The sequence below is a fragment of the Sphingomonas sp. BK481 genome, from assembly GCF_014194875.1.
In the GTDB taxonomy this organism is placed as follows: Bacteria; Pseudomonadota; Alphaproteobacteria; order Sphingomonadales; family Sphingomonadaceae; genus Sphingomonas; species Sphingomonas aerolata.
The window spans coordinates 374679-401493 of record NZ_JACIAP010000004.1; the positions used below are offsets into that span (position 1 = coordinate 374679).

A 26815-nucleotide genomic window follows, 5' to 3' on the forward strand; every position below is an offset into this window, starting at 1 on the left:
GCGACGGCCGCGTCTCAGCCGACCGTCACGCCCTTCCAGAAGGCATAGCGATCCTTGATCTCGGCCGCGGCGGATTTGGGATCGGGATAGTACCAGACCGCATCGACGTTCCGTTTGCCGTCGACGACCAGCGTCTTGTAGCGCGCGGTGCCCTTCCACGGACAGTTCGACTGCGTCGCGCTGTCTTCGAGCAGCGCGGGATCGACGCTGTCCGCGGGGAAATAGTGATTGCCCTCGACGACGACGGTATCGTCGGACCGGGCGATCTCTTGGCCGTTCCATGTAGCGACAGGCATGTTCGTCTCCTTCAGGCGTTCCCCAGCCCCGCCGCCTCATACCGCTCGGCGCTGAAGCCGACCAGCAGCGTCGCACCGGTATCGAGCACCGGGCGTTTGATCATCGACGGCTGCGCGAGCATCAGCGCGACCGCCTTGTCCGCGTCCAGGTCGACGCGGTCAGACTCGGGCAGTTTCCGGAACGTGGTGCCGGCGCGGTTGAGCAACGGCTCCCACCCGACCCGGCCGATCCAGTCGCGCAGCCGTGCGTCCTCGATTCCGGCGGTCTTGTAGTCATGAAACACATAGGCGACGTCATGCGCATCAAGCCACGCACGCGCCTTCTTCATCGTGTCACAGTTCCTGATCCCGAACAGCGTGATCGTCAAAATCGCTTCCCCATAAAACACCCTGCCACGCACCCCGCGCGCCATCGCCTGTCAGTCCCGATAGCAGATCTGCCTGCCGATCGCGCAATGGCGGCCACGGTGCTGATTTTTGCCAGGGACGGTGGAACCTCGACGCCGCGAAATGGCTGTACGATGTACGGAATGACCAAGACAAGTTGCGGACATAGAAGGCTTTTCGGCGGGTTGCTGTGAAAGACCCGTCGGGTCCGATGACGGCAGGCGATGGGAGCGGGATGATGACGGACAAGGCTGCAGAAGCGCGACAACTGAACCTCCTCACCCTGTTATTCGCGATCCTCGCATTTGTCGGCATTCTCGCGCTGGGGAGTGTCGACGCGAAGACGAAGCAGCAGCGGTACCGGATTGCGAAGACCTACCAGATCTCCGAACGGCAGAAGCTCGAACGCCGGCGCGCCCGTGCCGTGCAGGGGGTCATCGCCTCCACGTCTGCGCAGAGCGCCCCCTGACAGCAGCCTCCGCATATCCGGCCGGTGAAGCCGGTAGCATGAACTGCCCCGCGCGTTTAACGATGCGGGCATGACGCATTCATTCTACGCGATCCACACGCACGGCCTGATCCGGGTTGCTGCAGCAACACCGCGGGCGTCGGTCGGGGATACCGCCGCCAATGCCGCGGCGACGATCGCACTGGCGACGCAGGCGGATGCGCAGCATGTCGACCTCGTCGTCTTTCCCGAACTCAACCTCACCTCTTATGCGCTCGACGATCTGCATCTGCAGACCGCGCAGCAGCGTGCGACGCTGGCGGCGATCGATAGCGTCGTCGCGGCGAGTGTGACGCTCCGGCCGGTGCTGCTGGTGGGCGCGGCGCTGGTGCGCGCGGGGCGGCTGTATAATTGCGCCGTTGTGATTGCGCGCGGTCGCATGCTCGGGGTCGTGCCCAAGACCTTCCTGCCCAACTACCGCGAATTCTACGAAAAGCGCTGGTTCGCGAGCGGCGCGGGACTGACGGGGCTGTCGATCGATCTCGGCGGCGAGCCCGTGCCGTTCGGCACCGACCTGATCTTTGCGGCGCGCGACCTGCCCGGCTTCGTAGTCCATGCGGAGATCTGCGAGGATTACTGGGCCCCTACCCCGCCATCGACCGCGGGCGCGCTGGCCGGCGCGCTGATCTGCTGCAATCTGTCCGCATCGAACATCGTCATCGGCAAGGCGCGCGAGCGCGAGATGCTGGCGGCGGCGCAGTCGGCGCGCGCGGTCTGCGCCTATGTCTATTCCGCGGCGGGCCCGGGCGAGAGCACGACCGAGGTCGCATGGGACGGCCAGGGGCTGATCCACGAGCTCGGCGAACAGCTCGCCCAATCACGCCGCTTCGCGACCGAGCCGGATCTGGTCGTCGCGGACGTCGATTGCGAGCGGATCGCGCAGGAACGGCTGCGGACCGGCACGTTCAACGACGCGGCGGCGTTCGCGGGGCATCCCGAGACGCGGATCCGGCGGATCGCGTTCGATCACCTGGCCGATCCTGCCGTCGCGGACGTCGGGCTCGAACGCGTCGTCCCCCGCTTCCCGTTCGTCCCCAATGATCCCGCCCGCCGCGACGAGGATTGTTACGAGGCGTTCAATATCCAGGTGGAGGCGCTGGCGAAGCGGCTCGAGGCGGCGCGGGCGCGAACGCTGGTGATCGGCGTGTCGGGCGGGCTCGACTCGACGCATGCGCTGATCGTTGCGGCCAAGGCGATGGACCGGCTCGGCCGCCCGCGTGCCGATATCCTCGGCTTCACCATGCCCGGTTTTGCGACGGGCGAGGGCACGAAGGCGAATGCCTGGGCGCTGATGCGCGCGCTGGGCATCACCGCCGAGGAAATCGACATCCGCCCCGCGGCGCGGCGGATGCTCGAGGATATGCGGCATCCCTTTGCCGATGGCGCGCCGACCTATGACATCACCTTCGAGAACGTCCAGGCGGGGTTGCGGACCGATTATCTGTTCCGTCTCGCCAACCAGCGCGGCGGGATCGTGGTCGGCACCGGCGACCTGAGCGAGATGGCGCTGGGCTGGTGCACCTACGGCGTCGGCGACCAGATGAGCCATTATGCGGTCAACGCGGGCGTGCCGAAGACGCTGATCCAGTTCCTGATCCGCTGGTGCATCCGGACCGGCCAGTATGACGCAGCGACCGATGCGATCCTGTCGACGATCGTCGCGCAGGAAATCTCCCCCGAACTCGTCCCCGCGGGGGCGGACGGCGCGCTGCAAAGCACCGAATTGATGATCGGACCTTATGCGCTGAACGATTTCTTCGCGCATTACGTGATCCGCTACGGCCTTGCGCCGTCGAAGATCGCGTTTCTCGCCTGGCATGCCTGGCGCGATGCGGAGCGCGGGGCATGGCCCGCGGACCTACCGTCGACTGCGCGCGTCGCCTATGACCTGCCGACGATAACCGCATGGCTCGAAAGGTTTCTTCAGCGCTTTTTCGCGACGAGCCAGTTCAAGCGATCCGCGTTGCCGAACGGGCCGAAGGTCTCGGCTGGCGGCGCATTGTCGCCGCGCGGCGACTGGCGCGCACCGTCGGATGGAACCGCGCGGGTCTGGATCGACGAATTGTGCTCAGCCGTTCCGCGGGCCGAGCCGGGCGACCTTGCATAAATCGCGTGCCGCGCGCATTATGAAAATCCTATGACAGTGGCTCCACCGGATGGATCGCGCGATCGCCGGATCGAGATCCCATCTAACCTTTGGCTGATTCACCCGGCAGGCCGCGCGCTTTTGCCCCTCGCACTCGCGCGTCGCATCTCGGCGAACACGGTGTCGGTGGCGGGACTGGTCCTGGGGGGCGCTGCTGCGCTGGCCTATACGCATTGGGGCAATCCCGCCTTGGCATTGGTCGGCCTGGCCCTGTCGATCGGGTGGCTGATTGCGGATGGCCTCGACGGCATGGTCGCCCGCGCGACCAAGACCGCGAGTCCGCTCGGGCGGATGCTGGATGGTCTATGCGATCACGGCGTGTTCGCGCTGATCTACATCTCGCTGGCCCTTACCATCGACACGCCAGAGGCCTGGATCCTCGCGGTTGCGGCCGGTGGCGCGCACGCGGTGCAGTCGAACATGTACGAGGGTGAGCGCTCGCGCTTCCATCGCCGGATTCGCGGCGTCGCGCTCGATGCCCCACCCGTGCCGACCGGCAACGCGCTCGTCCGCTTCTATGACGGGGTGGCCAGCAGCATCGACCGGATCGCGATGCCGTTCGAACGCACGCTCGGTCAGGCCAGCGATCCTGTCGCGCTTGGCCAGAGCTATGCCGCGCGCGCCGTCGCGCCATTGCGCTTCATGGCCTTGCTAACCGCGAATGTCAGAGTATGGGCGATCTTCGTCGCCTGCTTTGCGGGCAACCCGCGCATCTTCTGGTGGTTCGAGATCGTCCCTCTGACGCTCGTCGCCATCGTCGGGCTCGTCTGGCACCGTCGTGTCGAACGGGCTTTCGTCCGTAATACCACACCGCCGCGATCGAAGACCGCGTCGCGCATGCATCTTTCGTAAGGAACAGGGTCAGTAATGAATAGCATTCGGATCGCCGTGGTCGGCATCGGCAACTGCGCGAGCTCGCTCGTCCAGGGCCTCGAGCATTATCGCGAGGGGGCAAACGACCAGGTCGGCCTGATGCATTTCGACATGGGTGGCTACAAGCCGAGCGACATCAAGGTCGTCGCGGCGTGGGACGTCGATCGTCGCAAGGTCGGCAAGGACGTCGCCGAGGCGATCTTCGCCAAGCCCAACTGCACCGCTGTGTTCGCCCCCAATGTCGGCAACACCGGCACCATCGTGAAGATGGGCAAGACGCTCGACGGCGTCGCCGATCACATGTCCGACTTCAAGGACGACCGCACCTTCCTCCTCGCCGACGCCGCAGAGCCGACGCGTGAGCAGGTCATCGCGGATCTGAAGGCGTCGGGCGCCGACGTGCTGATGAACTACCTGCCGGTCGGTTCGCAGGAAGCGACCGAATTCTATGCCGACTGCGCGATCGAGGCCGGCGTGGCGTTCGTCAACAACATTCCCGTCTTCATCGCGTCGAACCCCGTCTGGGCGAAGAAGTTCGAAGACGCCGGCGTCGCGATCATCGGCGACGACATCAAGGCACAGCTCGGCGCGACGATCGTCCACCGCGTGCTGACCGACCTGTTCGCCAAGCGCGGCGTGAAGCTGGATCGCACCTACCAGCTCAACACCGGCGGTAACACCGACTTCCTCAACATGTCGAACCATCGCCGTCTCGAGTCGAAGAAGATCTCGAAGACCGAAGCCGTCCAGTCGGTCGCGGCCGAGCGCATGGATGACGACAATGTCCATATCGGCCCGTCGGACTATGTCCCCTGGCAGAACGACAACAAGGTCTGCTTCCTGCGCATGGAAGGCCAGCTGTTCGGCGGCGTGCCGATGAACCTCGAGCTGCGCCTGTCGGTCGAGGATTCGCCCAACTCGGCGGGTGTCGCGATCGACATGATCCGCTGCGCCAAGATCGCCAAGGACCGCGGCATCGCCGGTGTGATCGACCCTGCATCGGCCTATTTCTGCAAGCATCCCCGCACGCAGATGACCGACGATCTCGCGCAGATCGAGGTCGAGCGGTTCATCAAGGCCGCCTGACATGATCGAGACGGCTGTCATCCTCGCCGCCGGGGAGGGCAGCCGTCTTCGCGCCTCGGCGCCCTATAAACCCCTCTGCCCGGTCGCCGGCCGCCCCCTCATCGCGCATGCGCTCGAGGGTCTTGCGGAAGCCGGACTCAAGCGTGCGATCGTCACGCTGAGCTATGGCCGCGATGCGATCGAGGCCTATCTCGCCAGCCGCGCCTGGCCGCTACATGTCGAAACCGTTCTTGCCGACCACCGCGAGCCCAATGGCGTATCGGTGCTTGCCGCCACCGACGCGCTGGCCGGGCAGGACGCGGTTCTGGCGATGTGCGACCACCTCGTCCTCCCCGCGCTGTATCGCCGCATGGCCACCGCCGGACCGGGCAACGGGCTTCGGCTCGGCATCGACCGCCGGCTCGGCCATCCCTGGGTCGACCCCGAAGACGTCACGTGTGTCGCGACCAACGGGTCGGCGATCGTGGCGATCGGCAAGGGCCTCGAACCGCATGACGCCTATGACACGGGGGTTTTTGCGATCTCGCCGCGTCTCGGCGCCGCACTCGCCACGCTGGCGAGTCCCTCGCTGACCGAAGGCGTCCGCATGCTCGCCGCGGAGAACCGTGCCGAGACCGTCGACTGCAGCGATATCGACTGGATCGACGTCGACGACGCAGCCGCCCTCGCACATGCCGAACGCTGGATGAGCCAGGCCGCCTGAGCAGATCCCGGGCTCGTCAGCCCAGCGGTCGGTCGAGCGATGTGGGCGGCACGCTGAACCAGGTCGGCCCCGCTTCGGTCATGTGGAAGCAATCCTCGATTCGGATGCCATAGCGCCCGGGGATGTAGATGCCGGGCTCGTCGCTGAAACACATGCCCGCCGCGAGTTTCGTCGCCTCGCCCCGCACTAGATTGACCGGCTCGTGCCCGTCCATGCCGATCCCGTGCCCCGTCCGGTGCGACAGCCCGGGCAGCTTATAGCCCGGACCATAGCCCAGCGCCTGGTAATGCTGCCGCACCGCATCGTCGACGCTGCCTGCGGTCGCGCCGATCCGCGCGGCGGCAAACGCGATCTGCTGACCGCGCATCGCCTGGTCCCAGGTCTTGCGCTGGTCGGCGGTAGCCGATCCGTGAACCCAGGTGCGCGAGACGTCCGACTGATAGCCCTGCACGGTGCACCCGCAATCCATCAGCACGACCTGCCCGTTCGCGACGCGGTGGATCTCGCGGCTGCCATGCGGATAGGCCGAGGCTTCACCGACCAGCGCCATCGAGAATTCGGGCGCCCCGCCGAGCTTCCGGGTCGCGGCCGTCATCAGCGCGCCGATCTCGGGACCGGTCATGCCGGTCTCGACCCGCGCATGTGTCCAGCGATAGGCGGCGAGCGTGACGTCCGTCGCCGTCTGCATCAGCGCGATCTCGGCGGGCGTCTTGATCATCCGACAGCCGCGCACCACCGGATTGGCCGACACGATCAGCGCCTCCGGTACCAGCCGACGCAGCGCGTCGACGGCGAAGAAGCGCATCGTCTCCTCGATCGCGATCGGCCGCGCGATCAGCCGGCGATCGCGCAGGAAGCCCGCCACCACCGCGAGCGGGTTCTGATCCTCCTGCCAGACGCGGACCTCCGCCGGCACCGCAAGCGTCTCGCGCACCGACGGCTCCTCGAAAAACGGCGTGACGATACAGGGCTGCCCCTCGACCGGCAGGATCGCGGCGGTCAGCCGCTCGCTTCGGCTCCAGCGGACACCGGTGAAATAGAGCATCGACGATCCAGGCTCGATCAGGACCGCGCCGATCCCCGCCGCCTTCATCAGCGCCTGGGCACGCACCAGCCGGGCGGCGCGCTCGTCCGCATCGATCGACTTGGCACCCCCCGTGAGATCGGACAGCGCCGACAGGTCGGGCTCGGCCGCGCGCAGCACCGCGCCAATCGACAGCAGCGGGAGCGCGGCGGCGGCACCGAGGAGCGTGCGCCTGGTGGGTAAATCGGGAGAGATTGCCATGCCGGGACGATAGGGTCCTTGACCCGGGCGCCGCAATCCCCTTCCCTCCTGCGCGAGTTTCGGGAGCGTTTAATGGCCAAGCGGCTAACCTATTATATCCTGTTCGGGCTGGTCGCCGGCATGGCCGTCGGCTGGATCCTCAACGCGTCGATCGACGACGGCAGTGCGCAATCCGCCGCGCAGTTGAAGGACATTGCCGGCTATTTCTCGATCGTCACGTCGCTGTTCCTGCGGCTGATCAAGATGATCATCGCGCCCTTGGTCTTCTCGACGCTGGTCGTCGGCATCGCGCATATGGGCGACACCGGCGCGCTCGGCCGCGTCGGCCTGCGTAGTCTCGGCTGGTTCATCTGTGCGAGCCTGTTGTCGCTGACGCTCGGCATGATCCTGGTGAACGTGCTGCAGCCCGGGGTCGGGCTAGCGCTCGCCATTCCACCGGCGACCGCGTCGAGCGGCGTCGACCGAGCCGCGTTCGATCTCGCCAAGTTCATCACCCATATCGTTCCCGACTCGATGATCTCGGCGATGGCGAGCAACGAGATTCTTCAGATCGTCGTCTTCTCGGTGTTCGTCGGCGTCGCGATCACCGCGGTCGGCGAAAAGGCCGCCCCGCTCGTCAAGGCGATCGAGGCGCTCGTCGCGGTCATGCTGCAGATCACGAATTACGTCATGCGGTTCGCGCCGTTCGCGGTGTTCGCTGCGGTAACCGCGACGCTCGCCGAACGGGGGCCCAGCATCCTGGGCGACCTCGGCTATTTCATGCTGACCTTCTATCTCGGGCTGGGGCTGCTCTGGCTGATGCTGATCGGCATTGCCTTCCTGCTCATCGGCCCGCGGACGCGGCTGCTGGTGCGCTATATCCGCGACCCGCTGATCCTCGCCTTCTCGGCCGCGTCGTCGGAGGCGGCCTATCCGCGTACGCTCGAGGCGCTCGACCGGTTTGGCGTGCCGCCGCGGATCGCCAGCTTCGTGTTGCCGCTCGGCTATTCGTTCAATCTCGACGGGTCGATGATGTACATGACGTTCGCGTCGCTGTTCATCGCGCAGGCCTACGGCATCGACATGCCGATCGGGCAGCAGATCGCCATGCTGCTCGTGCTGATGGTCACGTCGAAGGGCATTGCCGGCGTGCCGCGTGCGTCGCTCGTTGTGATCGCGGGGACGCTGTCGATGTTCAAGATCCCGGAGGCCGGCATCCTGCTCATCCTCGCGGTCGATCACTTCCTCGACATGGGCCGATCGGCGACCAACGTCATCGGCAATGCGGTCGCTGCGACCGTGGTCGCGAAATGGGAAGGCGGGCTCGACGAGCGTGAACCCGCCGACCGCGACCCGCCGCACGCACCGACAGGGCATGGCCCGAAGGTGAATGTCGACAGCTATGAGAAGATCAAGCCCGGCCAGGCCTGAGCGGCACGGGGGACGTCAGGAGGCGGTCGTCTCGCCCGGCTCGTGGCGTGCGCCCGGGTCAGGCATAGGCATAGGGGCCGCCCTTTTGCAGGCCCGCCTGATAGGCCGGTCGCGCGTGAATCTTGCCGAGCCAGGCGATCGTCGCGGGACGCGATTCGTCGAGCCCCGCACGGCTGCGCGCTGCCTCGAGCGGAAAGCTCATCATGATGTCCGCCGCGGTCATCTGATCGCCGGCGAACCAGGGGCGCTTCGACAGTTCGGCCTCGACATAATCGAGATGGACATCGATCATCGGCTGGATGCGCTTCAGCGCGATCTTCCCCATCACCGGAATCCTCGCGAGCACCAGCTTGAGCAACAGCGGCGGCATCATCGAGCCCTCGGCATAATGCAGCCAGAAACGGTAGCGCAGCGCATCCGCGCGCTTGGCGGGGGCCCCGAGCCGACCGTCCGCCTTGTCGACGAGATACTCGACGATCGCGCCCGTCTCCGCCACGACCCGGCCACCTTCGACGTCGCGATCCTCGATCACCGGCGACTTGCCGAGCGGATGGACCGCCTTCAGTTCCGGGGGTGCGAGCATCGTCTTCGGATCGCGCGCATAGCGCTTGATCTCATAGGGCAGCCCAAGTTCCTCGAGCATCCACAGGATCCGCTGCGATCGCGAGTTTTCGAGATGGTGGACGGTGATCATGGCAGGCTCCCTTGGCTGTCGCGCGCCGGGTGCGCCGTCCATATCCAGGCGGCGGCCGGAAATTCGACCGCATCCCCGGTCAGACGATCGACGCACGCGCTGGTCAGACGCGCCAGCGCCCGTTCGCGTTCCGCGCCGTGCGTGTCGCGGATCCGCGACGCCGCGGGGCCGATCCGGCGGAGATAGTCGACCGCGTCCGCCACCGGATCCGCGCCGCCTCCCGCGCGATAGCCGAAGTCGACACGCTGTGGTGTCGTCGCGCGCCACCCGGCCTGCTTCAGCAGCTCCGCGACATAGGCGGGATCGGCAAAGGCAAAGGGCCCCGGCGCGGTCATGGCCCCCGTCGGTCCGGATGCGTCATCCGCACCCGCAACGGTTTCCACCGCCCAGCAATTGGCGGCACGCTCGGCAAAGCACGAGAAGACGAGCGCGGCGCCGGGGGCGGCGGCCTTAGCGAGCAGGGCAAAGGCGGCCACCGGATCGGCGAAAAACATGACCCCATGCCGCGAGACATAGAGGTCGATCGGCGCATGCGTCTCGACGCTCGCCGCGACGTCGGCGCAGCGGAACACGACATTGGTCAGGTGCCCCGCGCGGTGGTTCGCCACTGCGATCAGCGTCGGCGAAAGATCGATGCCGATCACTTGCCCGTCCGGCAGCGCCTGCGCGCTGGCCAGCGACGTGGCGCCGGCGCCGCAACCGATATCGACAACAGTACGAGTCTGCGGGCCTGCCGCCGCAAGGATCGCGGCGTTTAGTACGGGCGCAAGCCCCTCGAAGCTGCGGTCGGTACGGCGCCATTCCGTGGCCCAGGTGTCGCCGACGCGTCCGGTCCAGTCTCGATCACTGGTCATGATTGGCCATATCGCATGGTCGAACTCCCGTCTGTGCGCACAAGATCAGCTCTTGTGGCGCGTTTGACGCAAGTCGTGAAGCATATGCCCGCTAGGGCTCACTGGATTTCCGGACGATCGCCCAACACGCGTCCCGCTGCGGCCCATCAGCTCAACCAGGCGAGACGAGACCCGCCCGAACCATCAGCCCTGGACGCTGCCTCGCCCTGTCACAGGACGCGGAGCCCTTCCCCCCGAGGAAAAGGGCTCCGACTCTCACTCAGGCGTCGTCTTCGGCGTCGGGACCGACCATCATTTCCTCGGCGACCTTGTCGGTGCGCGCGCGGATCTGCTTTTCGAGACGATCGGCCGTCTCGGGATTGTCCTTCAGAAAGGTCTTCGAATTCTCGCGTCCCTGGCCGAGGCGGACGCTGTCATAGCTGAACCACGCACCCGATTTCTCGACCAGCCCGGCCTTCACGCCGAGATCGAGGATCTCGCCGAGCTTCGAGACGCCCTGCCCGTACATGATGTCGAATTCGACCTGCTTGAACGGCGGCGCAACCTTGTTCTTGACGACCTTCACGCGCGTCTGGTTGCCGGTAACCTCGTCCCCCGCCTTGACCGCACCGATGCGGCGAATGTCGAGACGGACCGAGGCGTAGAACTTCAGCGCGTTGCCGCCCGTCGTCGTCTCCGGGTTGCCGTACATGACGCCGATCTTCATGCGCAGCTGGTTGATGAAGATCACCATGCAGCGCGACCGGCTGATCGAACCGGTCAGCTTGCGGAGGCTCTGCGACATCAGGCGCGCCTGAAGCCCGACATGGCTGTCGCCCATCTCGCCCTCGATTTCGGCGCGCGGCACGAGCGCTGCGACCGAATCGACAACGAGTACGTCGATCGCGTTCGAACGGACCAGCGTATCGACGATCTCGAGCGCCTGCTCACCGGTGTCCGGCTGCGACACGATCAGCTCGTCGATGTTGACGCCAAGCTTCTTGGCATAGACCGGGTCGAGCGCATGCTCGGCGTCGACGAACGCGGCGGTGCCGCCATTCTTCTGCGCTTCGGCAATGACGTGGAGTGCGAGCGTGGTCTTGCCCGAGCTTTCCGGACCGTAGATCTCGATCACGCGGCCGCGCGGCAGGCCGCCGACGCCGAGCGCGATGTCGAGCCCGAGCGAGCCGGTCGAGATCACCTCGACCTGCATCGTCTCCTTCGAGCCCAGACGCATCGCCGAGCCCTTGCCGAACGCGCGGTCGATCTGCGCGAGTGCGGCATCGAGCGCCTTCTGCCGGTCGTTGGTTGCTGTTGCCATGCCGGTGTCGATCACTTTCAGATTAGCGGCCATCGATAAGCTCCCATCGCTAAAGCAAGCGCGCGTGCCATTCAACGCGTCAAACGCCATGTATTGCTTTTGTTCTCACGGAACAAGTGCGGAACATCGGGGAATGTGAAAAAGGGCGGCCGCCTTTCGGTGACCGCCCTCCCATCATGGGTCCGCTTCGGCGTCTTGGGAGAAACCTTGGGCCGGTCGGCAAACCGTGGCGCCGATCCGGTAGTGGACATCCCGATTTGACGCTTCCGGGTGGTGCGATGCAATCGATTTTATAGCGTCTGGAGTCCCAAAGCCGAACAGTTTCAACGCGGCATTTACCCCGCGTTCAGCGCAGCGTGCACGCCAGCGTCCACCAGCCTTGCGCAGCGGCATCCGCCGCCGCGGAATCACGGGCCGCGATGCTGTCGAACAGCGCAAAGCAGGTCGCCCCCGACCCCGACATGCGCGCGAGCAGCACGCCCGGCGCCGCATCCAGCAACGCGCGGACTCGGGCAATCTCCGGCGCGATCGCGCAGGCCGGCGCCTCGAGGTCGTTCCGCCCGGCGATCGCGCGTTCGAGCAGCGGCCCCTCGCCGAGCGGCCCGCGGTCGATCCCGTCCCACGCGCCAAATACCGCCGCGGTCGACACCGCCACGCCCGGATTGACGCACAGCAACGGCGTTCCCGCCAGCCCGTCGACCGCGACGAGCGTGTCGCCGCGCCCGGTTCCGAACGTCGTCCGGTTGACGAGGCACGCAGGCACGTCCGCACCCAGTCGGGCGGCAATGTCGTGGAGAGCCGGATCCTGCACCGCGACGCCGTGCAACTGCGCCAGCGCGCGCAGCGTCGCCGCGGCATCGGCGGATCCGCCGCCGATCCCCGATGCGATCGGCAGCCACTTGTCGAGCGTGATCGCGTGATGCGCGGCGATCCCGAACGTCGCGACGAACGCGTCCGCCGCGGCCGTCACGAGGTTGCCGTCCCATGGCGCGGCGTCGGTGCCCCCCGCCGCCGGACGCAATGCCGCGGCGAACGGCCCGATGATGGCAAAGCTGTCAGCGTCCGCCGTGCGCACCGTGACGACGTCGCCATGCTCGGCAAAGGCAAACAGCGTCTCGAGTTCATGATAGCCATCCGCGCGACGGTGACGCACATGCAGCGCGAGATTGATCTTGGCAGGTGCGGTTTCGGTCGTCGTCGGCATCGGGGTCTCGGGATCAGGGGTCAGCGGCGCGCAGCGATCGGCAGGCCGGTGTCGATCTTCGCGGCGATGCGCGCGCGCTCCTCGGCATCGCCGGTGACGATCGCGGCCTGCCACGCATAGCGCGCCTCGTAGCGTCGGCCCATGCTCCAATAGGCATCACCCAGATGATCGCCGATTTCGGCATTGGTCGGCTCCGCCTGCGCGGCACGCTCGAGCAACGGCAGCGCGCGTCGCGTATCGCCGGCGCGGTGATAGGCCCAGCCGAGCGAGTCGGTGACGGACGGGTTGGCGGGATCGAGCCGGCTCGCCCGTTCGAGCAGGCGAATCGAGCCCGCGATGTCGTCGCCATGCTCGACCTGTGCGAATCCCAGATAATTGAGCGCGAGCGGTTGCGTCGGGGCGAGGGCAACCGCCTTGCGGAGCGCGACGCGGGCCTCGGGCCAGCGGCCCGCCTGATCGAGCGCCCCGCCATATTGCAGCCACGCCCCCCAGCTTCCGCGCGCGGCCGCCGGCGCGCTGCGGTCCGCCGCCAGAACCCGGCCATACCACTGCGCCGCCGCCGCCGCATCGCCGGTCGTCAGCAACAGGTCAGCGTAACGCTGCCAGTCACCGGCGACCGCCTCCTGCCGCTCGGCGCGTGTCCTCGCGATGGCCAGCGCCGCCTGGTCACGGCCGGCAACCGACAGGATTTCGAGACGCTTGGCGATCGCCGCCTCTGCGGACGGCGACGTGCCATCGACCCTGTCGAGCACCGCCATTGCGCGGTCGACCCGGTCGCTATGCGCAAGCGCGTCGGCAAGGACGATTCGCGCGGGGGCATAATCGGGATCGGCCTCCACCGCCGCCTGAGCGAGCGCGATTGCCAGCGGCGACGGCGCCCCTGCGACAAGGTCCCCCGCCAAACCCGCGAGTGTCTGTGCAACGGCAAGGCCGAGTGGCTGGCGCGCGGGGGCGGCAGCGATGCGCTTACGCGTCTCGGCAGCGAAGCGGCGCGCGACCGGATCCTCGCCCGCGGTTGCCAGCGCCGCGCCCGGGTCACGATGCTCGGCACGCGCCACCCACGCGTTCAGCGATGGTGCGAGCACCACCAGCGGGCCCTTGCCGAGCGTGGCGATCGCCGTCCGGGTCGCCCTGGTGTCGCCCTTGCGCGCGGCGGCGGCGAGCGGGAACAGTGCAGCGTCCGCGGGCGCGACCCCGGCTTTCGCCAGCACCCCCGCCGCGCGCGCGACGAGCGGCATGTCGCCCGCCTCGATTCCCTCCCGGTAGGCGCGGATCGCAACGACCGGATCGTCGGGTGCCGCCGCCAGTGCCCGAGCATACTGGTCCGCGGCAATCATCACCCTCCCGTCCGCATCCGCGGCGCGCGCCTTGAGATAGGCAGAGAGACCACCGGTGTCGGCCAGCGCCGCCGTCGGGGCGGTCAGCAGGCCGATCGCCAGCAGCACAGACTTACATGTTGGGATAGTTGGGGCCTCCACCGCCCTCGGGCACGACCCAGTTGATGTTCTGTGTCGGGTCCTTGATGTCGCAGGTCTTGCAGTGGACGCAGTTCTGCGCGTTGATCACGAACTTCGGATCGCCCGTCTCTTCGCCCACCACCTCGTAAACGCCGGCCGGGCAATAGCGTTGCGCGGGCTCGTCGTACATCGGCAGGTTGTAGGCGATCGGCACCGCCGGGTCCTTCAGCGTCAGGTGGACCGGCTGGTCCTCCTCGTGATTGGTGTTCGAGATGAACACCGACGACAGCCGGTCGAACGTCAGCACGCCGTCCGCCTTGGGATAGACGATCGGCTTGACCAGATCCTTGCGCCACAGGCTTTCGTGATCGGGATGATGGTGCATCGTGAACGGCACCTTCAGACCCCAATGTTCCAGCCACATCGTGATGCCGGCAAGCCCGGACCCGAGCATGTCGCCGAACTTCTTGACCAGCGGCACGACGTTTCGGACGACCGACAGCTCCTTCTTCACCCAGCTGCGCTCGAACGCCTCCGGATAGGCGGCGAGTTCGTCATGCCCGCGCTGTGACACGATCGCCTCGACCGCGGCCTCGGCCGCCATCATGCCCGACTTCATCGCGGTGTGCGTGCCCTTGATCCGCGGCACGTTGAGGAAGCCGGCGCTGTCGCCGATCAGTGCGGCACCCGGCATCACCAGCTTCGGAATCGACTGGAGCCCGCCGTCGCTGATCGCGCGCGCGCCATAGCTGACACGCTTGGCGCCCTTCAGCAGCGCCGCGATCTCGGGATGCGTCTTCCAGCGCTGCATCTCGTGGAACGGCGAAAGATGCGGATTGGTGTAGTTCAGCCAGGTGACGAACCCGATCGAGACCTGGCCATTGGCCTGGTGATAGATCCAGCCGCCGCCGTTCGACCCGTCGGTTTCGCTGAGCGGCCAGCCCTGCGTATGGATGACGCGGCCGGGCGAATGGAGCGCGGGATCGATGTCCCACAATTCCTTGATACCGAGACCATAGACCTGCGGGTCGCTGTCCTTGGCGAGATCGAACTTGGCGATCAGCTGCTTGGTCAGGTGACCGCGGCAGCCTTCGGAAAAGAAGGTGTATTTGGCGTGGAGCTCGAGCCCCGGGGTATAGTCGCCCTTGTGCGTGCCGTCGCGCGCGACGCCCATGTCGCCGGTCGCGACGCCCTTCACCGACCCGTCGTCGTTGAACAGGATCTCGGCGGCCGCGAAGCCGGGGAAGATCTCGACGCCGAGCTCCTCCGCCTTGCCCGCCATCCAGCGGCACAGATTGCCGAGGCTGCCGGTATAGGTGCCCTTGTTGTGCATGAACGACGGCGTGACGAAGTGCGGCATCTCGCTCTTCTTCGTCTTGCTGAGGATCCAGTGGTGATTCTCCGTCACCGGCACCTCGGCCAGCGGACAGCCATCCTCGCGCCAATCGGGCAGCAGCTCGTCGAGGCTCTTGGGATCGATGACCGCGCCCGACAGGATGTGCGCGCCGACCTCGGATCCCTTTTCGAGCACGCAGACCGAGATGTCCGCGTCCTTCTCGGCCGCCAGCTGTTTCAGCCGGATCGCTGCCGAAAGCCCCGCCGGACCTGCGCCGACGATCACTACGTCGTAGGGCATCGATTCACGTGTCGTCATCATCGTCTCCCGGGGGATGGTCCCTGTCTGCCCGGCTTCCCGCCCCTCCCGTTCGTTCGGGCTCGGGCCGGCACCGTCTTGTCCGTGTCGCGTCTATTTAGGCGATTGCGCGAGTTGACCGCCACGTCAACCACGCAGCATAGGAGACATATGGGGGCGGATCAGACCATCGACTGGCGCAACGCCGCGGTCAGCGTGCTCGACTGGTGGCACGATGCGGGTGTCGACATGCTCGTCGACGACGCCCCGCGCGACTGGTTCGCGGCACCCGAACCGCTGGTTATCGCGCCGCCGGCGCCCGCTGGCGTGTCCGTCGCACCGCCGGTGGCGGTCGCCACGATGCCGCTGTCGCTGACCGAATTCCTGGCCTGGCGCACCGGCGCGGATGTGCCCGAGGCGGGATGGAACGGCATTTCGCTGGCGGCCGAGGGGCCCGCTGACGCTACGGTCATGGTGCTTGCCGACTGCCCCGATCGCGACGACGGCACGGACAATGGCGGCGCCGGACAATTGCTGAGCGGCGCGTCGGGTCGCCTGCTCGACCGCATGCTCGCCGCGATCGGGTTGACCCGGTCGGAGGTCCATGTCGCGGCGGTCTGCGCCAAGCGCCCGACCGCGGGTCGCATCCAGCGCGAGGTCGAGGACCGGCTGGCGGAGATCGCCAAGCATCACATCGAACTTGTTGCGCCCAAGCGGTTGCTTCTGCTCGGCAATGCGGCGAGCCGTGCCATCCTCGGGATGGAATTGCAGGCGGCGCGGGGACGTTTACATGGAATTAGCCATAAGGTCGGAGAAGCAGGCGTGGTCGCCAGCTTTCACCCGCGCTTTCTGATCGAGAAGCCGGCGGCCAAGGCAGAAGCCTGGAAGGATTTGCAGATGTTGATGGGGGGCCAGATGTCTCAGGAGACGCGGGCATGACCCGCACGCTCGCAATCCTGCTCGGTTGTGCGGCATTGCCGCTGCCCGCTCTGGCGGCGCCGATCGCTGACAGCGGCACGGGCGATGCCCGACTCGTCGCCGGTGCACCGACCGCCGAGCAGATTCCCGATCAGCTCGATCCGGCGCAGCGTGACGCCTATCGCGCGGTGTTCGGCGCGATCCGCGACGGCAAATGGACCGATGCGCAGATCCAGCTCGATACCATGAAGCCCGGCCCGCTCCATGCGATCGCGCGCGCCGAGATGTACATCGCCAAGGGATCGCCAAGGATCGAGATGGCACCGCTCGTCGCTTTGCTGAACGAGGCCCCCGAGCTGCCCGAGGCGGAACAGATTGCACGCCTCGCCACGGTCCGCGGCGCGGTCGATCTGCCTCCCCTGCCCGTCGCGCAGCGTTTGATCTGGCAGGACGGCGCGCCACGTCGGGTGCGCGCGAAGAGCCTCAAAGGCGATATGATCGCCGCCGACCTCGCGCTGAAGATGCAGCCTTACGTCAAGGCGGACATGGGCCGCGAGGCACAGTCGCTGCTCGACAGCACGCCCGGTCTCACGCCCGAGACGCTGACCGAATGGCAGCAGAAGATCGCTTGGATCTATTTCCTCCAGGGTGACGACGCCAATGCGCGCGTGATGGCCGCCAAGGGCCAGGACGGTGTCGGCGAATGGGCGGTCCAGGCCCGCTGGGTCGGCGCGCTGGCTGCGTGGCGACAGAATGACTGTGCCAACGCTGGCACGGGGTTCGAAGGCGTCGCGGCGCGCGCGGGCGATGTCGATCTGCGCGCCGCAGCTCTCTACTGGGCGTCGCGCGCCGACATGGTGTGTGCCCGTCCCGACAAGATCCAGGGTCGGCTGAAGGCCGCGGCGCAGTTCGGCGAAAGCTTCTACGGCCAGCTCGCACGCCAGCAGCTGGCGATGGCCGATCCCGCGCGGGTCGGCGGCAGCGGTCCTGGCGGCGTCGTCGCGCGCGACTGGAAGGTCGTCGAGAAGCGCCCCAATGTCCGCGTCGCAGCCGCGCTCGTCGAGGTCGGCGAGACCGAACTGGCCGATACTGTCATCCGCCAGCAGGCGAAGATCGGCGATCCCCGCGAATTCCGCAATCTCGTCCGAGTCGCAGAGGCACTCAGCCTGCCCGCGACGACCGTCTGGCTCGCGCACAACTGTCCGCAAGGGATCACCACCGCGGCCGAGGCGCGCTATCCGACGCCGAACTGGACGCCCGACAGCGGCTGGCACATCGACAAGGCGCTGGTCTACGCGCACACGCTCGAGGAATCGCGCTTCCGCAACACGGTGCGCAGCCCCGCAGGCGCGTACGGCCTGATGCAGATCATGCCCGCCGCGGCGACCGATTTCGCGCGTGAACGTGGCACGTCGATCGACCTCAAGGCGCTGACCAAGCCGTCGACCAACATGGACATCGGCCAGCGGCATCTCGAACGGCTGCGCGACATGGCCGGCGTTACCGGCGGGCTGCTACCCAAGGTGATCGCAGCCTATAATGCGGGCCCGCGTCCGGTCGGCGACTGGAACGCGATCGTCCACGATAATGGCGATCCGCTGCTGTATATCGAAAGCATCCCTTATTGGGAGACGCGCGGCTACGTCACCACCGTGCTGCGCAACTACTGGATGTACGAGGCGCAGGGTGGACGGAAGGCCTCGACCAGCCGCAACGCACTGGCACAGGGCATGTGGCCGCGTTTCCCCGGCCTGCCCGGCGCGACCGCGATCCGCATGAACGCCCGGCCCAATGCACGCGCGAGCGCGAGCCTCACCGCGCATCAGCCGATGATCGCGGTCAACGCCAGCGTCGGCGCACAATCTTCCACCGTCACACGCGCGGACTGATCGTTTATGCCAATCGACGAAAGCCGGACCTTCCTGCCGGTCCGGATCGCCGTGCTGACGGTGTCCGATACGCGCGGGCTGGCCGAGGATCGCTCGGGCGATACGCTCATCGCGCGGCTGGCAGAGGCAGGGCATGTGCTCGCCGACCGCCGGATCGAGAAGGATGACGTCGAGACGATCGTCGCCCGCCTCCACGCCTGGATCGATGATCCGGCGGTCGACTGCGTCATCACCACGGGCGGCACCGGCGTCACCGGCCGCGACGTGACGCCCGAGGCGGTCGAGCGCGTTGCCGAAAAGATGATCCCCGGGTTCGGCGAGCTATTCCGGATGCTCAGCTACAAGACGATCGGCACGTCGACGGTGCAGTCGCGGGCCTGCGCCTGTGTCGCGCACGGCACCTATATCTTCGCGCTGCCGGGTTCGACCGGCGCTGTGAAGGACGGGTGGGACGGGATCCTGCGCGACCAGCTCGACAGTCGGCATCGGCCCTGCAACTTCGTCGAACTGATGCCGCGCCTGCTCGAGCGCTGACCGCGCACGTCGACGGGCCATGTTTCGGCATCGATTCCCAACTGATGGCGCGATTTCCGCTGGGCGTGGATCGCGCTGATCGCCGCTGCGGGCGAAAAAGACGAGGTTTTAGAGCGCAGAAGCGAAGTGTCTTAGTGTAGTAGTCAACTGGCACGCCAGATGCATTGGTCTTCATGCCGCCCCCGGGCGGCTCGACCTCATCTTCTGGAAGGACACACCGTCATGCCCGCTTTGCCAACCACGCGCACGCTCGGCCGCACCGTCACCCTCATCACGATCGCCATCGCCACGGCCGCCAGCCCGACGATCGTGAACGCCGCACCGCGGGGAAGCGCGACACACGCCCAGATGACGACGCTGAAATATGATGCGAAGTCGCGCAAATATTGCCTGACCGAACCCGCAGTCACCGGCACCCGCATCGACCGGATCACCTGCCGCACGGCATCCGCCTGGGCCGCGTCGGGCCTCGACATGCCGAAGGAGTTGATCCTCGCCCAGAAATGATCGTGGCGTTCAGCCTCTCGCGGCGTGGATCAGATCGACGAGCTGCTTGTTGATCGCCGCGCCGTGGAGGTGGAGATGCACCGCGTCATACCCCTAGCGGCGCAATCGCTGGCGCAGGCCGTTGACCGAATCGCACTCGCCGGAGCGCGCAAGTTCGAAGGCCCGCTCCACCGTCGTCAGATTCTCTGCCATGCCCCGTTCTACGCGCAAAACCGCCGCGCGACCATCCGCGGCACCTTACCCGGCCTGCCGCGCTTCCGGTTAACGTCCTGTCAGCATTCTCGCGCGATACCAGGCAGGTACCGGCCCGTCGACGACGACGGGCGGCAAGGGGGAAGTATCAGTATGCGTAAAATCTACCTGCTCGCGCTCGTCGCAGCCGGGACCGCCGCCACGCCTGTCGTGGCGCAGTCGTCCGACGGCCGGACCTATGACGGTCGCGCCTATGATCGATTCGATCGCGATTCGCGCGGCAATCCGGCGAGCCAGGTGTCGGGCCTGCGGGTCGAACCGCGGATCGGCTATGAACGCGTCATTTCCGAACTGAACATCGACGCGGGGAGCGATTCGGCGAGCGTCCGCGTCGGCAAGAGCGGCGTCACCTATGGCGGCGAGGTCGGCTATGACGCGCAGGTCAATGTCAGCGCGGTGCTCGGCGTCTATGCCGGTCTCGAAGGGTCGAGCGCGAAGCAGTGCGCGTACGACACCGTGAGCGTGGGCGATCGCACCTGCATCGCCGCGAACCGTAACATCACCGTCGGCGCCCGCGGCGGCTATCTCCTGTCCCCGACGACGCTTCTCTATGTGAAGGGCGGCTTTTCGAGTGGCCGGTTGCGCCTGAGCAACCGCAACGCGACGATTGACGAAAACAACGTCGCGGGGTCCGACTCGCTCAGCGGCTTCCACGCGGGGGCCGGTATCCAGACCGCGTTTTCGTCGCGCTTTTACGGCAAGCTCGAGTACGTCTACACCGATTATAACGGCTACGAGGTCGTCGACGGCACGACCAAGACCAGCCTCGATTTCAGCCGCCACCAGGCGATCGCGGGGTTCGGCGTCAGGTTCTGAACGCGCATGACGACACCGGGCGGCGTCGGGGACGCTGCCCCTTTGTTCTTTATTCGTTCCTCGCCCGATGCTAGGATCGGGGATGATCAGACCCCGCCCGGTACGCGGTGCGACGCTGAACGGCGAAAGCACGCGCTTCAACCTGCCGCAGACCGAAGCGGACGGCGACTGGCTTGATGCGCGCGATGCGATTGACGGTGCCGCACCCCGGCTACGGACGACCGTCACGGTCGAGCGGGCCAGGACGATTATCAGTCGCAATGCGTCGCCCGACATCCCCTTCGACCGCTCGATCAATCCCTATCGCGGCTGCGAGCATGGCTGCATCTACTGCTTTGCCCGACCGAGCCACGCGTTTCACGATCTGTCGCCCGGGCTCGATTTCGAAAGCCGGCTCTTCGCCAAGCCCGACGCCGCCGCGCTGCTCCGGGCAGAGCTGGCGAAACCGGGGTACAGCGCGCGGCCGATGGCGCTGGGGACCAACACCGATCCCTATCAGCCGATCGAAGCCGACTGGCGGATCACTCGCGGCATCATCGAGGTGCTGGCCGAGACCAACCACCCGCTGACGATCACGACCAAGTCGGATCGCGTCATCCGCGATCTCGATCTGCTCGCCCCGATGGCGGCAAAGGGTCTGGCCGCGGTCGCGATGTCGATCACCTCGCTCGATCCTAAGATCGCGGCAACGCTCGAACCCCGCGCGCCGCATCCAGAGCGACGGCTCGCGGCGGTCAGCGCGCTCGCGGCGGCGGGCGTGCCGGTCTATGTCTCGATCGCGCCGGTGATCCCCGCGATCACGGATCACGAGATCGAACATCTGATCGCGCGCGCCGCACAAGCCGGTGCGCGCTTTGCGTTCTTCATCCCGGTCCGCCTGCCCTGGGAAGTCGCGCCGCTGTTCCGTGCGTGGCTGGACGCGCATTTTCCCGATCGCGCCGGCAAGGTCATGGCGACGATCCAGTCGATCCGCGGCGGACGCGACAATGATCCGGGGTTCGGCAGCCGGATGAAGGGGCAAGGGCCCTGGGCGGACCTGCTGAAGACGAGGTTCGATATTGCCGTGCGCAAGCACGGGCTTAACGCGGAACGGGTCGGATTACGCTGCGACCTGTTCCGCGCACCACAGGGCCCGCAGGGGGAGTTATTCTGATCCAGGCCCGGGCCGGTTACGGCCCCCGTGATCAGATCAGGCGCAGCGCCTGATCCAGCTGCTCGCGATAATATCGTTCGAGGTCGCGGTGCATCTGCGCGACCGCGGGGTTCGGTGCGATGCGCGCGAGTACGGCCTGGTCGTCCATGAAGCGTTCGAGCTTGGCTGGTCGCACCGGAAATTCCATCCGCCGATCCTGCGCTCAACTCATTACCAGTGTATATCCATAATGCGTCGAAAACAGATCAATCTCGGATAGTTACCCGTCATGCGGCCGAATCTACGATGTCATGATCCAGCCCTTATTCGCGGCCAAGCCGCCAGCGACCAGGACCGTCGGCCGTAAGCTCAACACCGTCATAATCCACAATCGCATGCCGCGCTGCGTCCACGCGGTGGTCGCGGCCATGCGTTGCCGTGATGACGACGACATCGGATCCCGCGGCATCGGCTGCCGCAATACCTGCCGGTGCATCCTCGAAGACAAGACAGTCGGATGCCGGTACACCCAGACGCTCGGCGGCCAGCAGGAAACAGTCGGGCGCGGGCTTGCCGTTTGCGACGTCCTCGGCCGCGATGAACTGCGCGGGGATCGCCAGACCCGCGGCGGCAAGACGCCGCTCGGCCAGCGCGCGCGGTGCCGAGGTCACGATCGTCCAGCGCCCGGCCGGCAGTGTCGCGAGGAAATCAGCCGCACCACGGATCGGGGTAATGTCCCCGACATCCTCCATCTCGGCGGCGGTGATCGCAGCCGCTTCGACGACCGGGTCGACGCCGGGCAGACCCAGCCGCCGAACCGTCTCGACCGACTGAACGCCGTGGATCGTTGGCAGAAACGTCGCGACGTCCAGGCCATGCGCGATCGCCCATGCGGTCCAGGTGCGCTCGGCCGACGCGATCGACGTCAGGATCGTCCCGTCCATGTCGAACAGGAAAGCGGCGTAGCTGCGGGTCGGCAGGGTCATGGAGTATCTCGCTTGGTCATTTGGATGTCCTGATCGGCAGCGACGCCATTATCAGGTCCCGCGCAGCGCGCGATGGCGACGTCAAAGAAAAAGCCGCTCCGGTTTCCCGAAGCGGCCATATTTCTGTCATCAAGCCTAAGCTTAGATGTCGTCGCCGAGCGCGCCCTTGACGCTGCCCTTGACGTTCTGCGCAGTACCCTTGGCCTGCTGTGCTTCGCCTTCTGCGACCATACGGTCGTTATCGGTTGCCTTGCCTACGGCTTCCTTGACGTTGCCTGCAACCTTGTTGCCTGCGGCTGCGACCTTATCGGTGAATTCGCCCATGAGAGCCTCCACTATGTTGTGCGATACGCCAATCGTACCGCTCTGAACTTGTGGGACTATAACGGCCGTCTTTATCGAGGGTTCCGTGACGTTTGCGTCATGGTGTCAGATCAGGCCGGCAAGCGGGCTCGAGGGATCGGCATAACGCCGCTGCCCCATCCGCCCTGCGCGATAGGCGAGACGCCCCGATTCGACCGCGGCCTTCATCGCCGCGGCCATCATCAGCGGATCCTTCGCCTCCGCGATCGCGGTGTTCATCAGCACGCCGTCGCAGCCAAGCTCCATCGCCACCGCCGCATCCGATGCCGTGCCGACGCCCGCATCGACGAGCACGGGCACCCCTGCCCCCTCGACGATCAGCCTGATCGTCACGCGGTTCTGGATACCCAGACCCGAGCCGATCGGCGCACCCAGCGGCATGATCGCAACCGCGCCCGCATTCTCCAGCCGCTTGGTTGCGATCGGATCGTCGACGCAATAGACCATCGGCTTGAAGCCCTCGTTCGCCAGGATCTCGGTTGCGCGCAGCGTCTCGACCATGTCGGGATAAAGCGTCTTCGCCTCCCCCAGCACCTCGAGCTTCACCAGCTCCCAGCCGCCCGCCTCGCGCGCCAGCCGCAGCGTGCGGATCGCCGATTCGGCGTCGAAACAGCCCGCAGTGTTGGGGAGGTAGGTGATCTTTTTCGGGTCGATGAAGTCGGTCAGCATCGGCGCATTGCGATCCGACACGTTGACGCGGCGCACCGCGACGGTGACGATCTCTGCCCCCGAGGCCTCGACCGCGGCGGCGTTCTGCGCGAAATCCTTGTACTTGCCGGTGCCGACGATCAGTCGCGAGCGGAAGGTGCGGCCGGCGACCGTCCAGCTGTCGGTGTCGATCGCCGCGGCATGATCACCGCCGCCGACGAAGTGCACGATCTCGAGGTCGTCGCCATCCTCGACCATCACGTCCGCCAGCGTCGAACGCGGCACCACCTCCATATTGCGTTCGACCGCGATCTTTTCGGGGATGAGGCCCAGCTCGGTCGCGAGCCCTGCAAGGCTGAGGCCGGTGGAGACACGCTTGTGCTCGCCGTTCACGGTGATCGAGACGGTGCCGTCGGAGTGGGGCATGCAGAGTTTTCCGTTCGTTTCGACCGAAGTCGGGAAACCACCCGTCCGCTGCCGGTCTCATGTCTCGACTTCGCTCGACACGAACGGGTAAGGGGGGTGCATATAGAGGGTGGTTTGCCGCCCCTGCAACCAGGAGCAGCCTTTGCCCGCGACAGTCCCTGCCACCGTCCCTGCGACAATCTTCGTCCTGAACGGCCCCAACCTCAACTTGCTGGGGACGCGCGAGCCGGAGATTTACGGCGACGAGACGCTCGACGACATCGCCGGCCAGCTCGAGGACCGCGCGCGAGAACTCGACCTGACGATCGACATGCGCCAGTCGAATCACGAAGGGCACCTCGTCGACTGGATCCAGGAGGCGCAGGCGCGCGGCGCGAAGGCCGTCATCCTCAATGCCGGCGCGTTCACGCATACCTCGGTCGCGGTCCATGACGCGATCAAGGGCGTGAAGACGCCGGTGATCGAAGTCCATCTTTCCAATCCCCACGCCCGCGAATCGTTCAGGCACGTCAGCCTGGTCGGACAGGCGGCGAAGGGAACGATCGCGGGTTTCGGCGCGCTTTCGTATCTGCTCGCGCTTGAAGCCGTCGCACGGTTCTGACAGGAGGCCCCGCCATGACCGATACACCAGAAACAACAGGCGCAATGCAGGTCGATGTGACCCTGGTGCGCCAGCTCGCCGAACTGCTCGACACCACGCAGCTGACCGAGATCGAAGTCGAGGACGGCTCGCGCCGGATCCGCGTCGCACGCAAGGCAGCGCAGGCCGCACCCGTCGCGCACTATGCCCCCGCCCCTGCGGCGCCCGCCGTCTCCGCACCGCTGGCGATCCCGCAGGCCGAGGTCGGCGCGTCCGCCCCGGCGATCAGCGCGAGCGCGGTCAAGTCGCCGATGGTCGGCACGGTCTATCTGGCCGCCAATCCCGAGGCGAAGCCGTTCTCGACCGTCGGCCAGAAGGTCAATGCGGGCGACACGCTGCTGATCATCGAGGCGATGAAGGTGATGAACACGATCGTCGCGCCCTCGGCCGGCACCGTCACCGCGATCCTCGTCGAGAACGGCCAGCCGGTCGAATTCGACCAGCCGCTGGTCGTGGTGGAATAATGAAGCAAATCAAGAAGCTGCTCATTGCGAACCGCGGCGAGATCGCGCTGCGGATCCACCGTGCCTGCCATGAGATGGGCATCAAGACGGTGGCGGTCCATTCGACCGCCGACGCCGACGCGATGCACGTGCGGCTCGCGGACGAGGCAATCTGCATCGGACCGCCGTCGGCGACCGACAGCTATTTGAACATCCCCAACATCATCTCCGCCGCCGAGATCAGCGGCGCGGATGCGATCCATCCGGGCTACGGCTTTCTCAGCGAGAACGCGCAGTTCGCCGAGATCGTCGAGCTGCACAACATCCTGTTCGTCGGGCCCAAGCCCGAGCACATTCGCACGATGGGCGACAAGGTCCAGGCCAAGCGCACCGCAGGCGCGCTCGGGCTGCCGCTCGTCCCCGGCTCGGACGGCGCGATCAGCGACATTGCCGAGGCCAAGCGGATCGCCGACGAGATCGGCTATCCGGTGATCATCAAGGCGGCCTCTGGCGGCGGCGGTCGCGGCATGAAGGTCGTCACCGACGCCGAAGACCTCGAAACGCAGATGCAGCAAGCCGGCAGCGAGGCGAAGGCCGCGTTCGGCGACGCCACCGTCTACATGGAAAAATACCTCGGCAATCCGCGACATATCGAATTCCAGATCTTCGGTGACGGCGAGGGCAACGCGATCCATCTCGGCGAGCGCGACTGCTCGCTCCAGCGCCGCCACCAGAAGGTGCTCGAGGAAGCCCCCTCGCCGATCATCACCGCCGAAGAGCGCGAGCGAATGGGCGGGATCGTCGCCAAGGCGATGGCCGACATGGGCTATCGCGGCGCGGGGACGATCGAGTTCCTCTGGGAAGCAGGTGAGTTCTACTTCATCGAGATGAACACCCGGCTCCAAGTCGAGCATCCGGTGACCGAGATGATCACCGGCCTCGATCTCGTCCGCGAACAGATCCGTATCGCCGAGGGGCATCCGCTGACGCTGCGCCAGGAAGATGTGCAGTTCCGCGGCCATGCGATTGAATGCCGCATCAACGCCGAGGATCCGCGCACCTTCGCGCCGTCGCCGGGGCTGGTGAAGCTCTATCATGCGCCCGGCGGGATGCATGTCCGCGTCGATAGCGGGCTCTATGCCGGCTACCGCGTGCCGCCTTATTACGACTCGATGGTCGCCAAGCTGATCGTCTACGGCGCCACGCGTCAGGGCGCGCTGCGACGGTTGCGGCGTGCGCTCGAGGAGATGGTGATCGAGGGCGTCACGACGACGATTCCCTTGCACCGTGCACTGCTCGACGATCCTGAATTCCAGGAAGGCGCGTACACGATCAAGTGGCTGGAAGAGTGGCTCGCCAAGCAGGGGGCGTAAGCGGTCCTGCCACTTAGAATGTTTCCCCGCGAAGGCGGGAGAACAAGAACTG

28 protein-coding genes are annotated in these 26815 nt (G+C 66.4%); 15 read left to right on the forward strand and 13 right to left on the reverse strand.

The annotated features are described in order from the left end of the window. Positions 1-14: 14 nt before the first annotated feature. Both FHY04_RS10820 and FHY04_RS10825 read right to left on the reverse strand, forming a co-directional pair. The gene (locus FHY04_RS10820) at positions 15-296 is read right to left on the reverse strand and encodes a DUF427 domain-containing protein (RefSeq protein WP_031441739.1); all 282 of its coding nucleotides are present in this window, start codon (positions 294-296) and stop codon (positions 15-17) included. Positions 297-307: 11 nt separating this feature from the next. Then, positions 308-664, reverse strand: coding sequence for an ArsC family reductase (locus tag FHY04_RS10825; protein ID WP_031441738.1), 357 nt, complete (start codon positions 662-664; stop codon positions 308-310). A 257-nt stretch (positions 665-921) separates the two neighbouring features. On the opposite strand from FHY04_RS10825, the gene FHY04_RS10830 reads away from it, so the two are divergent. The 5 genes from FHY04_RS10830 to FHY04_RS10850 all read left to right on the forward strand — a co-directional run bounded on the left by FHY04_RS10830 (position 922) and on the right by FHY04_RS10850 (position 5999). Further along, entirely contained in the window at positions 922-1152 is a 231-nt protein-coding gene (locus FHY04_RS10830) for a hypothetical protein (protein WP_152555547.1), read from the forward strand. A 70-nt stretch (positions 1153-1222) separates the two neighbouring features. Then, complete coding sequence (locus FHY04_RS10835; RefSeq protein WP_183936391.1) at positions 1223-3298, forward strand: NAD(+) synthase; 2076 nt, start codon at positions 1223-1225, stop codon at positions 3296-3298. 120 nt (positions 3299-3418) lie between these two features. Then, positions 3419-4189 carry a CDP-alcohol phosphatidyltransferase family protein gene (locus FHY04_RS10840; protein WP_236559052.1) on the forward strand — a complete coding sequence of 257 codons (771 nt, stop codon included), beginning with the start codon at positions 3419-3421 and terminating at the stop codon, positions 4187-4189. Between the two features lie 15 nt (positions 4190-4204). Beyond that, positions 4205-5296 (forward strand): inositol-3-phosphate synthase, encoded by a 1092-nt coding sequence (locus FHY04_RS10845; RefSeq protein WP_031396675.1) that lies wholly within the window; start codon positions 4205-4207, stop codon positions 5294-5296. Position 5297: 1 nt separating this feature from the next. Then, the gene (locus tag FHY04_RS10850) at positions 5298-5999 is read left to right on the forward strand and encodes an NTP transferase domain-containing protein (RefSeq protein WP_183936392.1); all 702 of its coding nucleotides are present in this window, start codon (positions 5298-5300) and stop codon (positions 5997-5999) included. Positions 6000-6015: 16 nt separating this feature from the next. On the opposite strand, the gene FHY04_RS10855 is transcribed toward FHY04_RS10850, so the two are convergent. Next, positions 6016-7284: a Xaa-Pro peptidase family protein gene (locus tag FHY04_RS10855; protein ID WP_183936393.1), complete on the reverse strand. Its 1269-nt coding sequence runs from the start codon at positions 7282-7284 to the stop codon at positions 6016-6018. Between the two features lie 72 nt (positions 7285-7356). Here FHY04_RS10855 and FHY04_RS10860 point away from each other — a divergent pair, with 72 nt between their 5' ends. Next, entirely contained in the window at positions 7357-8694 is a 1338-nt protein-coding gene (locus FHY04_RS10860) for a dicarboxylate/amino acid:cation symporter (protein WP_056674632.1), read from the forward strand. 58 nt (positions 8695-8752) lie between these two features. On the opposite strand, the gene FHY04_RS10865 is transcribed toward FHY04_RS10860, so the two are convergent. From FHY04_RS10865 to FHY04_RS10890, 6 genes are all read right to left on the reverse strand, one after another. Further along, entirely contained in the window at positions 8753-9388 is a 636-nt protein-coding gene (locus FHY04_RS10865; RefSeq protein WP_183936394.1) for a glutathione S-transferase family protein, read from the reverse strand. After that, complete coding sequence (locus FHY04_RS10870; RefSeq protein ID WP_183936395.1) at positions 9385-10242, reverse strand: class I SAM-dependent methyltransferase; 858 nt, start codon at positions 10240-10242, stop codon at positions 9385-9387. Before FHY04_RS10870 ends, FHY04_RS10865 begins: the two co-directional genes overlap by 4 nt. A gap of 259 nt (positions 10243-10501) precedes the next feature. Beyond that, on the reverse strand, positions 10502-11575 hold the full coding sequence (recA, locus tag FHY04_RS10875) for a recombinase RecA (RefSeq protein ID WP_031396669.1): 1074 nt from the start codon (positions 11573-11575) through the stop codon (positions 10502-10504). 313 nt (positions 11576-11888) lie between these two features. After that, positions 11889-12746, reverse strand: coding sequence for a 4-(cytidine 5'-diphospho)-2-C-methyl-D-erythritol kinase (locus tag FHY04_RS10880; protein ID WP_183936396.1), 858 nt, complete (start codon positions 12744-12746; stop codon positions 11889-11891). A 20-nt stretch (positions 12747-12766) separates the two neighbouring features. Beyond that, positions 12767-14191, reverse strand: coding sequence for a tetratricopeptide repeat protein (locus FHY04_RS10885; protein WP_311724494.1), 1425 nt, complete (start codon positions 14189-14191; stop codon positions 12767-12769). 4 nt (positions 14192-14195) lie between these two features. Beyond that, positions 14196-15857, reverse strand: a complete 1662-nt coding sequence (locus FHY04_RS10890) for an electron transfer flavoprotein-ubiquinone oxidoreductase (RefSeq protein WP_031394586.1) — start codon at positions 15855-15857, stop codon at positions 14196-14198. Between the two features lie 150 nt (positions 15858-16007). Here FHY04_RS10890 and FHY04_RS10895 point away from each other — a divergent pair, with 150 nt between their 5' ends. The 6 genes from FHY04_RS10895 to FHY04_RS10920 all read left to right on the forward strand — a co-directional run bounded on the left by FHY04_RS10895 (position 16008) and on the right by FHY04_RS10920 (position 21905). Further along, on the forward strand, positions 16008-16775 hold the full coding sequence (locus FHY04_RS10895) for a uracil-DNA glycosylase (protein ID WP_031438903.1): 768 nt from the start codon (positions 16008-16010) through the stop codon (positions 16773-16775). Then, positions 16772-18643 (forward strand): lytic transglycosylase domain-containing protein, encoded by a 1872-nt coding sequence (locus FHY04_RS10900; RefSeq protein ID WP_031438902.1) that lies wholly within the window; start codon positions 16772-16774, stop codon positions 18641-18643. The genes FHY04_RS10895 and FHY04_RS10900 overlap by 4 nt, the downstream gene beginning before the upstream one ends. Positions 18644-18649: 6 nt before the next feature. Further along, the gene (gene moaB / locus FHY04_RS10905; RefSeq protein ID WP_183936397.1) at positions 18650-19177 is read left to right on the forward strand and encodes a molybdenum cofactor biosynthesis protein B; all 528 of its coding nucleotides are present in this window, start codon (positions 18650-18652) and stop codon (positions 19175-19177) included. Positions 19178-19399: 222 nt separating this feature from the next. Then, on the forward strand, positions 19400-19684 hold the full coding sequence (locus FHY04_RS10910; protein ID WP_183936398.1) for a hypothetical protein: 285 nt from the start codon (positions 19400-19402) through the stop codon (positions 19682-19684). A gap of 345 nt (positions 19685-20029) precedes the next feature. Next, positions 20030-20752 carry an outer membrane protein gene (locus FHY04_RS10915; protein WP_183936399.1) on the forward strand — a complete coding sequence of 241 codons (723 nt, stop codon included), beginning with the start codon at positions 20030-20032 and terminating at the stop codon, positions 20750-20752. 82 nt (positions 20753-20834) lie between these two features. Then, on the forward strand, positions 20835-21905 hold the full coding sequence (locus FHY04_RS10920; RefSeq protein ID WP_183936400.1) for a PA0069 family radical SAM protein: 1071 nt from the start codon (positions 20835-20837) through the stop codon (positions 21903-21905). A 31-nt stretch (positions 21906-21936) separates the two neighbouring features. On the opposite strand, the gene FHY04_RS10925 is transcribed toward FHY04_RS10920, so the two are convergent. The 4 genes from FHY04_RS10925 to thiS all read right to left on the reverse strand — a co-directional run bounded on the left by FHY04_RS10925 (position 21937) and on the right by thiS (position 24307). Further along, positions 21937-22092 (reverse strand): hypothetical protein, encoded by a 156-nt coding sequence (locus FHY04_RS10925; protein WP_156360324.1) that lies wholly within the window; start codon positions 22090-22092, stop codon positions 21937-21939. A gap of 115 nt (positions 22093-22207) precedes the next feature. Further along, on the reverse strand, positions 22208-22870 hold the full coding sequence (locus FHY04_RS10930; RefSeq protein ID WP_031438897.1) for an HAD-IA family hydrolase: 663 nt from the start codon (positions 22868-22870) through the stop codon (positions 22208-22210). A 141-nt stretch (positions 22871-23011) separates the two neighbouring features. After that, the gene (locus tag FHY04_RS10935; protein ID WP_031394577.1) at positions 23012-23194 is read right to left on the reverse strand and encodes a CsbD family protein; all 183 of its coding nucleotides are present in this window, start codon (positions 23192-23194) and stop codon (positions 23012-23014) included. Between the two features lie 105 nt (positions 23195-23299). Further along, positions 23300-24307, reverse strand: a complete 1008-nt coding sequence (gene thiS, locus FHY04_RS10940; RefSeq protein ID WP_081877604.1) for a sulfur carrier protein ThiS — start codon at positions 24305-24307, stop codon at positions 23300-23302. A gap of 142 nt (positions 24308-24449) precedes the next feature. Here thiS and aroQ point away from each other — a divergent pair, with 142 nt between their 5' ends. The 3 genes from aroQ to accC are packed head-to-tail and all read left to right on the forward strand — an operon-like array spanning position 24450 to position 26763. Beyond that, on the forward strand, positions 24450-24908 hold the full coding sequence (aroQ, locus tag FHY04_RS10945) for a type II 3-dehydroquinate dehydratase (RefSeq protein ID WP_031394575.1): 459 nt from the start codon (positions 24450-24452) through the stop codon (positions 24906-24908). Positions 24909-24922: 14 nt separating this feature from the next. Continuing rightward, the gene (accB, locus tag FHY04_RS10950; RefSeq protein WP_037527677.1) at positions 24923-25411 is read left to right on the forward strand and encodes an acetyl-CoA carboxylase biotin carboxyl carrier protein; all 489 of its coding nucleotides are present in this window, start codon (positions 24923-24925) and stop codon (positions 25409-25411) included. Continuing rightward, the gene (gene accC, locus FHY04_RS10955) at positions 25411-26763 is read left to right on the forward strand and encodes an acetyl-CoA carboxylase biotin carboxylase subunit (RefSeq protein ID WP_031438893.1); all 1353 of its coding nucleotides are present in this window, start codon (positions 25411-25413) and stop codon (positions 26761-26763) included. Before accB ends, accC begins: the two co-directional genes overlap by 1 nt. Positions 26764-26815 lie beyond the last annotated feature (52 nt).